At 61.6% G+C, this 7738-nt stretch carries 7 protein-coding genes; 1 reads left to right on the top strand and 6 read right to left on the bottom strand.

Annotated elements, in window-relative coordinates:
- Positions 1-538: 538 nt before the first annotated feature.
- The 5 genes from DC522_RS31625 to DC522_RS35225 form a co-directional block, all read right to left on the bottom strand.
- Positions 539-910 (bottom strand): hypothetical protein, encoded by a 372-nt coding sequence (locus DC522_RS31625; RefSeq protein WP_116532421.1) that lies wholly within the window; start codon positions 908-910, stop codon positions 539-541.
- A 305-nt stretch (positions 911-1215) separates the two neighbouring features.
- Positions 1216-2607 carry a hypothetical protein gene (locus DC522_RS31620; protein WP_116532420.1) on the bottom strand — a complete coding sequence of 464 codons (1392 nt, stop codon included), beginning with the start codon at positions 2605-2607 and terminating at the stop codon, positions 1216-1218.
- Positions 2608-2611: 4 nt separating this feature from the next.
- Complete coding sequence (locus DC522_RS31615; protein WP_116532419.1) at positions 2612-3595, bottom strand: DUF6384 family protein; 984 nt, start codon at positions 3593-3595, stop codon at positions 2612-2614.
- Positions 3588-4766: a cell surface protein gene (locus DC522_RS31610; protein ID WP_116532423.1), complete on the bottom strand. Its 1179-nt coding sequence runs from the start codon at positions 4764-4766 to the stop codon at positions 3588-3590. Before DC522_RS31610 ends, DC522_RS31615 begins: the two co-directional genes overlap by 8 nt.
- Before the next feature lie 215 nt (positions 4767-4981).
- Positions 4982-5158 (bottom strand): hypothetical protein, encoded by a 177-nt coding sequence (locus DC522_RS35225; RefSeq protein WP_165820408.1) that lies wholly within the window; start codon positions 5156-5158, stop codon positions 4982-4984.
- A gap of 387 nt (positions 5159-5545) precedes the next feature.
- Between DC522_RS35225 and DC522_RS31600 the strand changes: the two genes are divergently transcribed.
- The gene (locus DC522_RS31600; protein WP_116532417.1) at positions 5546-6004 is read left to right on the top strand and encodes a cupin domain-containing protein; all 459 of its coding nucleotides are present in this window, start codon (positions 5546-5548) and stop codon (positions 6002-6004) included.
- A gap of 291 nt (positions 6005-6295) precedes the next feature.
- On the opposite strand, the gene DC522_RS31595 is transcribed toward DC522_RS31600, so the two are convergent.
- Positions 6296-7327: a patatin-like phospholipase family protein gene (locus DC522_RS31595; RefSeq protein WP_245444720.1), complete on the bottom strand. Its 1032-nt coding sequence runs from the start codon at positions 7325-7327 to the stop codon at positions 6296-6298.
- Between the last annotated feature and the right edge of the window lie 411 nt (positions 7328-7738).

Genomic DNA, 7738 nt, shown 5'->3' with positions numbered 1-7738 from the left:
GGGCTCCAGCGCGTGCTCTCCAACCTGTGCTCTCCTGCGCGCGTCGACTGTGGCCGGCCCCTCGAAGGCCCGCCGCGGACAGGCCGGCGGACCAGAGCCTCACGGCCAAAACGCCCCAGCAACGGATCTTCGCGGCTGCGCATCGATACGATCCTGGATGAAGGGGTGGTCAATCTTTGGTTCCGACGCGCAAGTCGCTAAAGCATCGGACGTGAAAAGTGGAATGCACTTTTGGGATCGATCCGATGCTTCCTCTTTCAAGCCAAGCATCGTTGAAAGCGACCCAAAGGGCTGCGCAAACGAATAACCGGGGCTACTTTTCGCTGACGCGGACCTCCGGGTTCCGCACGATGCTCTAGGTCTTTCCCGAGCGCTGTTGGCCGGAAGCCCGATGTTCAGGCAGCGCCCACTCCGCGACTTATTTGACTTGCCACCATATTAATAGGTGCTCGTCGCCTGCCGGCGAGCACCACGCACTGATCGCTGGGCGTGTATTGGATCCAGCGCTGGCAATGACAGAACCGGACCCAAACACCGATCAGGCTGCATGGAAGAGTTCGTTCTGACGCCATGAGGCGGACGGCCTGCGCTCTCTGGGCCTTGCCAGCGCAATCCGCTCCTCGAAGCGCGCTTGCGCTTCCTTCAGCAGGCGGCGCTTGCGAGCATACGGCTGGGAGGCCGCTGTGACGTCCTTCACAATGGCCGCGGCCGCGGCGTAAAGATCGGCCGTCGCGGCATCAAGACCGGGATCGCGTTCGAACAAAGCAAGAAGGCTCGCCAGGTTCTTTCTCAGGAGCGTCTGGAGGTCGCCCAGGTAGGCCTGCTCTCCTCCGGCTTGGATCGCTTTCAGGGTCGGAGCGATCAGGTTGAGCTTCTCTTGGATGGCTTCGTCGAGGGTCTTGTCCGTCATGGCCAATCGTCTCCGGATGAGGGGCCCGCCCAGTCCCTGATTCACGCAGAGAAAGGATGCCCTTCCCGGGTTAACCGATGGTTTCGGACGCGAGCTCCCACGACGCCCAAGAGTCGTTGGGCTCAGACTCTGACGCTCCCCTGCCCTTCACGAAGGTCTGGTTAGGGCCCGGAGCGCGGACCGGAGCATTACTTCAGTTTCGTGCCGCAATCGAACGTGAGACGAAACCTGCTGTCCGGATTGATATCGTTAAGGGGTGTCCAAGTTGGGTTTCGAAGGGCTGCGCCTCAGCCCGTCACTTCCGTTCAGAATGAGCCGCCTGTCCTGAACTCCCCACCGCCGAAAGACCCGCCGGTTCCAAAGCCATCGGGAGGTGGGATGGGCAATCCACCACCAAAGCCGGAGTCCCACGGACTGGGTCCATGGTGGAAGCCTCCGCGCAGGACCTGTCCCAGAATCGCACCACTTATTGCTCCCGTGAGAACACCTCCCAGCACATTGCCGAGTGCGGCCTCATTGCCGAAGGTTCCGTATGGAGTGTCGTAGCCCTGGTGTCGGAGTTCATCCCATTCGTGCTCGATCATGGCGCGGCGCTGGGCCACCTCCTTGAGCCGCTGATGCGCATCGACGGCCTGGCGCAGTGCCCGGTTGATCATTCCGTCGGTGGCCTGGATACGCCGGACGAGCTCCTCGTCGCGCGGTGTCGGCGTGCGCAATGCCTCTTGATAGAGCTGGTTCAGATCCTCGCGCTGGTCGGCGGCCGTCAACAGCTCGACAGCCTCGCGGTAAGGCGCGTCCCCTTCAAGAACCGAAGCATCATAGGTGCGGTCCAGCGTGGCGAGCGCATCCCGCGCCTCCGCGAGTCTGCGCTCCGCGTCGGACAGCACACTGCGCGCCTTTGCCGCGTCGGCCTCGGCCGCCTCGATGCCGGCATCCACGAGCGCCTTGCGTTCCAGCGTCGTGAGCCTGTTTCGCGCCTCCCTGAGATCACCGATGATCCGGCGGGAATGTTCGCGCAGCCGTTCGGGAATCTCATTGAGCAGAGCGTAGTTGGCCCGTGCCTTATCGTAACCGACGACGCGCGCCACCAGGCGATCCATCGCGCGGGTGAACGGCCCGACCCGATAAGCGGCGGTGCCGAACTTTCGCCTCCACAGATACATGAACAACGGATCGGCCTCATACGGCCGTCCCTTTTCATCTCGATCAGCCTCCGCCTGCACGGCCTTCTTCTCCGCCTGCTGAGCCTGTCCGGCGATCTCGTCGACCCGGGCCCGCGCCGAGATCCATTCGGCATTGATGCTGATTTTGGCCTCGACGCTCTTGCGGAGGGCTTCGACCTTGTCCAAGGCCTTTTCGAGGGCATCGACTGCGGCCTGCCGCGCGGTCTCTGCCTGCCTGACGCGCTCCTCTGCCTGATGGCGACGCTCGGTCAGCTGCCGCAGCGCCTCCTTGCGGCTGTCGAGCAGGCTGATCGCTTGGCGCTCGGCAGCATCCAAGTCGCCGACGATCTTGTCCTGTGTGATTGCGTCCAGCCTTATCCGCGCGAGCTCGCGGAACGCCTCCGTGCGTTGGATACGGAGGCGTCCAACCTCCTCGGTCGCCACGGCATAGGCGCGCTCGAATTGCGCCTCCTGCTGGCGGGCTCTCTCGATGGTCTGCTCGATCTGCGCGAGCGCCTGCCGTCCCGATATCATTGTCCTACCATTGTGTGATCGCGCCGCCGAGGATCGGCATCAGGTACTCGACATCAAGCCGGCCCCGGCGCTTCTCGCCGAGACGATTGCGTTGCACGATGCCGTCGTCGTCCTTGTCCCGCTGTACCTGCATGGCCGTGGCCTCGCTCACACGCACGCCCCACTTGGATGTCGTTACGGTCCGACCATCCTCTTCACTGGTGACCGGCAGGCTGAGGATACGCCCGTCGGGGGTGACCGGCTCCACGATCAGGTAATAGTTCCGGCCAGCGGGATTGCGCTGCGGGACCCGCCACACCCCGGTTGGCTCGCCCGGGCGGGAGACGATGCGCAGGACGTATTCGCGGCGCAAATCCGCGCGCAAAACCTCCAGGTCGTTGATCGCCTGCCGCGCCGCTTCGGCATCGCCACGTGTAATCGCAACCTTTCCGTCGGCAAGCAGTCGCTCGGCTTTTTCCCGCGCCACCGGCACCTGCGCTTCCCGCAGAACATCCTCGTGCCCCTGCTCGAGAGCAGCCGGCAGCCGCTCGGCGAGTTCGATCCGGGTGCGCTCGGCCCGGGCCTGCTCCTGCGCGGCCCGCTGCCGGGCCGGCTCGACGACGCCGAAATGATAGGCGCTCCAGCCGAGACCAAGAAGCGCTGCGATACCTAGAAGCACTCGACCGACGCGTCCGCGGTTGACCCAGGCCGTTGCCACGGTGCGGGCGAAACTGGGAGCTGGCGGGGTGTAAACGAAGCGCTGCTCCTTGAGAGCCTTCACGCCTTCCAAGAGAACCCGGTCAGGGACTTCAATCCCTTGCCCGCGGTAGATCTGGCGCAGCCGCTCCAGAAGCTCGGCGTCGCGCTGCTCCTGCCCGAGCTCCCGGCTCACCAAGCTCTCCTGGTGGCGGAGCGTGTCCACCACGTCCATGGCGAGCATCACCTCATCCAAGCTCTGAGGCGGCCTGTCGGGGGAGCCCGAGGGTGGTGTGGCGGCCGTTTCAGCCATTGGTCGGCAGGGCCTCTCCCTCTGCTACGAGGCGGGCGATGCGTCGCTTGCCTTCCTCGACAGCATCGCGGATCTCCGCTGAGTTCTGAGTAGCAAGCCGACGCATCTCGCCAACGATCTCTAACGAGCGCTCCTGGAACGTGATGACGGAATCCACGAGCTTCTTGACCGCATCTGCCCGGATGGTTGGACCATATCCGGCCTTGACAGCAGCCTCACCGACCTGATCGCCAATCTCGGCTAGCACCTCCAGGCTGCGGGAGACGCCCTCCTTCATCTCGTTCAGAGTCTGGGTCGCCTCATGCAGGCCGAACATGCCTGTGAAGGATGCCCGCAATGCGGTCAGCACGGAATCGTTGGTCGAGAAGAAGGTGACCGCCTGCGCATAGACACGCTCCTTGGCGTTCGTCATCTGCATCAGCCGGGCCATGATGACCTCGGAGGTGTTGTAGCTGACAGTCAGGTTGTCCGAGAGATCCTTGGCGATCTGATACCGTTTCTCCTCGTCCTGAGTACGGCGGAGTTGTTCGTCGCGCGCGAGTTCAAGCCGGGCACGCTCGGCAATTTCCGTGCCTTTGAAGTTCACGACGGCGTCAGAGGCCTTCTGCAACTCTGCCTTGGCGGATTCGAGCTTCTGCTCCGCGGTGTTGAGCACTTCCAGAGCCATCACCTCAGCGTGTTTGAGCGCGCCGCGAAAATCGCGGTAGGCGTCGAGGATGATGTGCTCTCGGTCTACCTGATCCTTGGTCGACCGGGTGACCTCGAGATAGGTTTGCTTGATGTCATCGAAGCGGTCCGAGATATCGCCACGGGAAATCTTCATCCAGACGTTAGTCACGCGCTCCATCAAATCGAGTTTCGCATCGGCGATCTGATCGACCATGTTTTTCGCGTCGTCGCGGATGGAGTTGAAAGACTCGGCGATCTGCCGGTACCGCTCGCCGACGTCCATGGCTTGGACCTGATCGCGGACGATCTCGTTGAACACGCTGGCCTGTCCGAGCGTGCGGGCGATGACCACGATCCGGTCCTGATCAAGATCCGAGACCTTCTCCAGGAGACCATTGATAGGAGCGTCCATGGCTTGAGGAGGAGTGATCCCAAGCTCCCGCAAGGCTGACGTAGCCCTGTCGAGATACTGCATGGGACTCTTTGGAACGATATCGGACATGGTGCCTCTCTCGATCATGCACAGCGCCCCCAGATGCTTTGAGAAGGGCTCCTGCGCTTGGTTGACGTGGCCGTGAAAGCGCAGCGGGCTAATGTGCAATTCGTGTGCGGGTTCCCCGTATGCCCTACGGACCATCTGCCCAGGCGCGACCGCTGACCGGACGGGACTTCCCATGGCCGCACGGAATCCAGCCAATCATCAGGCAAGCCTCCGGATTATTGGCGGTTGTCGCGGTTGCCTCCACCGGCCTCAAGCGCGCAAATCAGGATGAAGAGGCTGAGAACCGCAGCCAAGGGGGCGAGCGTCGCAATGAAAACCGGCATGCTGTCGCGGAAAGGCCCACTGGCGAGGACAGAGAGCACCAGAATCGGAATCGCAGCCGAGATCAACATGCTCACCTCCATCACCCGAGAGAGCCGCACCTCCTGATGCCCTCCTGAACCGTATCCGTATGGCTCAGGTTCTATCCTGGGGGCGTTGGCTGCCTGCAGGCAGACGGTCTTCTGGCTTGGCAGTGAAATCTGGTTTGCGCTGGAGAATAGCCATTGCGCGAGCGACTGTATCATCAACGCGCTTGGCAAAGCCGGAAATGGGTTGTCTGAGCATGGCATGGGCTCCAAGCAGGCGACAGGGAACGCATACTCAACCTCACCGTAACACCGCTCGGAAGCAGCAGTTCCAAGTCTCACAAGCAGACCTAATCCGGAATGGCGGATCAACAGCAATCGCGTAAGGGCGTAAACTGCAGAGCTGGGGGATGTGGTGAAGAAAGGTGCACGATGTCCGATCCGCAAACCGACACCTATTATATCGCTGGGATCTTGCTGCGCTTTCTTGTACGCGACCCCACCGCCGGGTACTGCCTCGTTGAGGGATTGGTCGGGCCCGGAGCTGGCCCACCGCCCAATCGGCATCCGGCCGATGATGAAGCCTTCTACGTTCTGGACGGCACGTTTGAGTTCATCGTCGGCGGTGAGAGCCGCATTGCCACGGCGGGTGATTTCGTCAAGATCCCACGGGGCGAGGTGCACACCTTCCGCAATATCGGCCAAGCTCCGGCCCGCGCTCTCATCCTCAATGCGCCTGGAAATGCTCATGTGGGATTCTTCTCGCAGGCCGGAGAGCCGATGCCGCCTGGGACCAAAGATCTGCCGCCCCCGTCAGGTCCACCCGACATCCCTCGCCTGCTCGAGATCGGGCGGCGCAACGGCATCGAGTTTCTCGTTCCACAGCACTGAGGTTGGTCAATCACCCCAATTGAGCTCTGCCTACGAACATCCCTGCCCTGGTCCCGATGCCGCCGAGCCTGAGCAAAGCCGCAGAGGACCGGAGGCCACTGGAGAAGCGTAGTTAGAGGGATGGGCAACAACACATGCCTACAGCATCGGACGTGAAAAGTGGATTTGCACTTTTGGGTCCGATGCTTTCTCCTTGAATGAGAGCATCGTTTTCAGCGGAAAACCGGGTCCACTTTTCACGGGCGTGGCCCTTCGGGTCGCTGACGCGGCCCTTCGGTTCCGCACGATGCTCTAATGCGCCGTTTGTCCTAATTCTCGATTGAGCCACCGATCCGCTGCCCTACGACCTGCGTCATGGAGAGTGCGCAGGAAGTCCCAATCGAGATTGAGCGCACTGGCTTCGCTCAGGGCCGGATACTCCGCCTCGGCCGAAATGTGGTGAAGCCGCAGCTTTTGCAGCTTGCGAGCCAAGCGGGAGCCCTGGTCGTGAGGGCCTGCAATCTGCTTCATGGCAGACAGCGCATCGATATCTCGCACGAGAGAATTGGCGAATGTGATCTGTTCAATGCGCTTTCGGATCTCCGACGCGGTGGTCGGCATCTCCACTCCGGCAGAGGGCATGATTTGCACGACCAATGCGTCGGAGGCACGTGACGCAGACACCAATGGCAGCAAGGGCGGATTAGCCGAGTATCCCCCATCCCAGTACGCCTCGCCATTGATGGAAACCGCGTGGTGCAGAACCGGCAGGCACGTCGAGGCAAGGATGACATCAAGTGTCACGGCCTTCTCGCGGAAGATCCGCAGGCTTCCATCGCGAACCCGCGTGGTCGCGATCAGCAGCTTGGGCCCGGGGCGCTGTTGCAGAGCATCAAAGTCGACCTCCTCTTCAAGGATCGTCTTGAGCGGATGCAGGTTGAATGGGTTGAACTGGTATGGCGAGAGATGGCGGGCAGCAGCTTCAAGCGCGAACCCAGCATGCCCCCTCGGAGCCGCCTCACTGGCACGTTTCCAGAAGCGTTCGAGCGTTGCTCGTGCGGCGTTTGGCCCTCCATCGGCTAGGCCCGATGCAAGCAGAACGGCGTTTACCGCACCAGCGCTGGCGCCACTGATAGCATCGAATGCAATGGTTTCATCTTCGAGGAGACGATCGAGAACCCCCCAGGTGAAAGCGCCAAACGACCCGCCACCCTGCAGCGCCAAGGACACACGCCTCTTCCTTGCAGCAGACTTGCGCTTGAGCGGCCTAATCTCCTGCTGCTGGAATTCTCCGTGCTCGCCTGAGGGAAATACGCAGAGATAATCGTCGGGCGCAAACTTCATCGTACCTCGTTGTGCAACGCACCATTGCCATACCGAGCATAACGAGAGCCCGACCGGACCGTTCCGAAATCCGTGAGCAGAGCAGATCTGTGCTGAATGCAAGAATTGCTTATTGCCGAAGCACAGCAGGCTCATCTCAGCACAGACCTCCGCAGGAATACATTCTGCTCATAAGCTTGGGAGTCGGAACTGTCCGAGTGGACGCACATTGAACGTCCACGTGCTTTCAACAATGGGAGAAATATCTTAATATGCCCTGGCCTTGCAACGCTTGCCGTCTTGTCGGCGCTGGCCACTGCGGCCTCTGCTCATCGGCTGAAGGACTGCGTTGGGTCCAGCCTGTGTGGAAACGCGTTGATCTGCTAAGCTGATGTTGATCAGCGGAGGGCCGGATGAAGCGTTTCGTTGAAG

The sequence above is a fragment of the Microvirga sp. KLBC 81 genome (assembly GCF_003075415.1).
Taxonomy (GTDB): domain Bacteria; phylum Pseudomonadota; class Alphaproteobacteria; order Rhizobiales; family Beijerinckiaceae; genus Microvirga.
This window is presented reverse-complemented; position numbering and strand designations above follow the sequence as displayed.

Coding starts and splice junctions, on each gene's coding strand:
- DC522_RS31615 (WP_116532419.1), bottom strand. CDS start 3,595: ATGGCTGAAACGGCCGCCACACCACCCTCGGGCTCCCCCGACAGGCCG.
- DC522_RS31595 (WP_245444720.1), bottom strand. CDS start 7,327: ATGAAGTTTGCGCCCGACGATTATCTCTGCGTATTTCCCTCAGGCGAG.
- DC522_RS31625 (WP_116532421.1), bottom strand. CDS start 910: ATGACGGACAAGACCCTCGACGAAGCCATCCAAGAGAAGCTCAACCTG.
- DC522_RS35225 (WP_165820408.1), bottom strand. CDS start 5,158: ATGTTGATCTCGGCTGCGATTCCGATTCTGGTGCTCTCTGTCCTCGCC.
- DC522_RS31620 (WP_116532420.1), bottom strand. CDS start 2,607: ATGATATCGGGACGGCAGGCGCTCGCGCAGATCGAGCAGACCATCGAG.
- DC522_RS31610 (WP_116532423.1), bottom strand. CDS start 4,766: ATGTCCGATATCGTTCCAAAGAGTCCCATGCAGTATCTCGACAGGGCT.
- DC522_RS31600 (WP_116532417.1), top strand. CDS start 5,546: ATGTCCGATCCGCAAACCGACACCTATTATATCGCTGGGATCTTGCTG.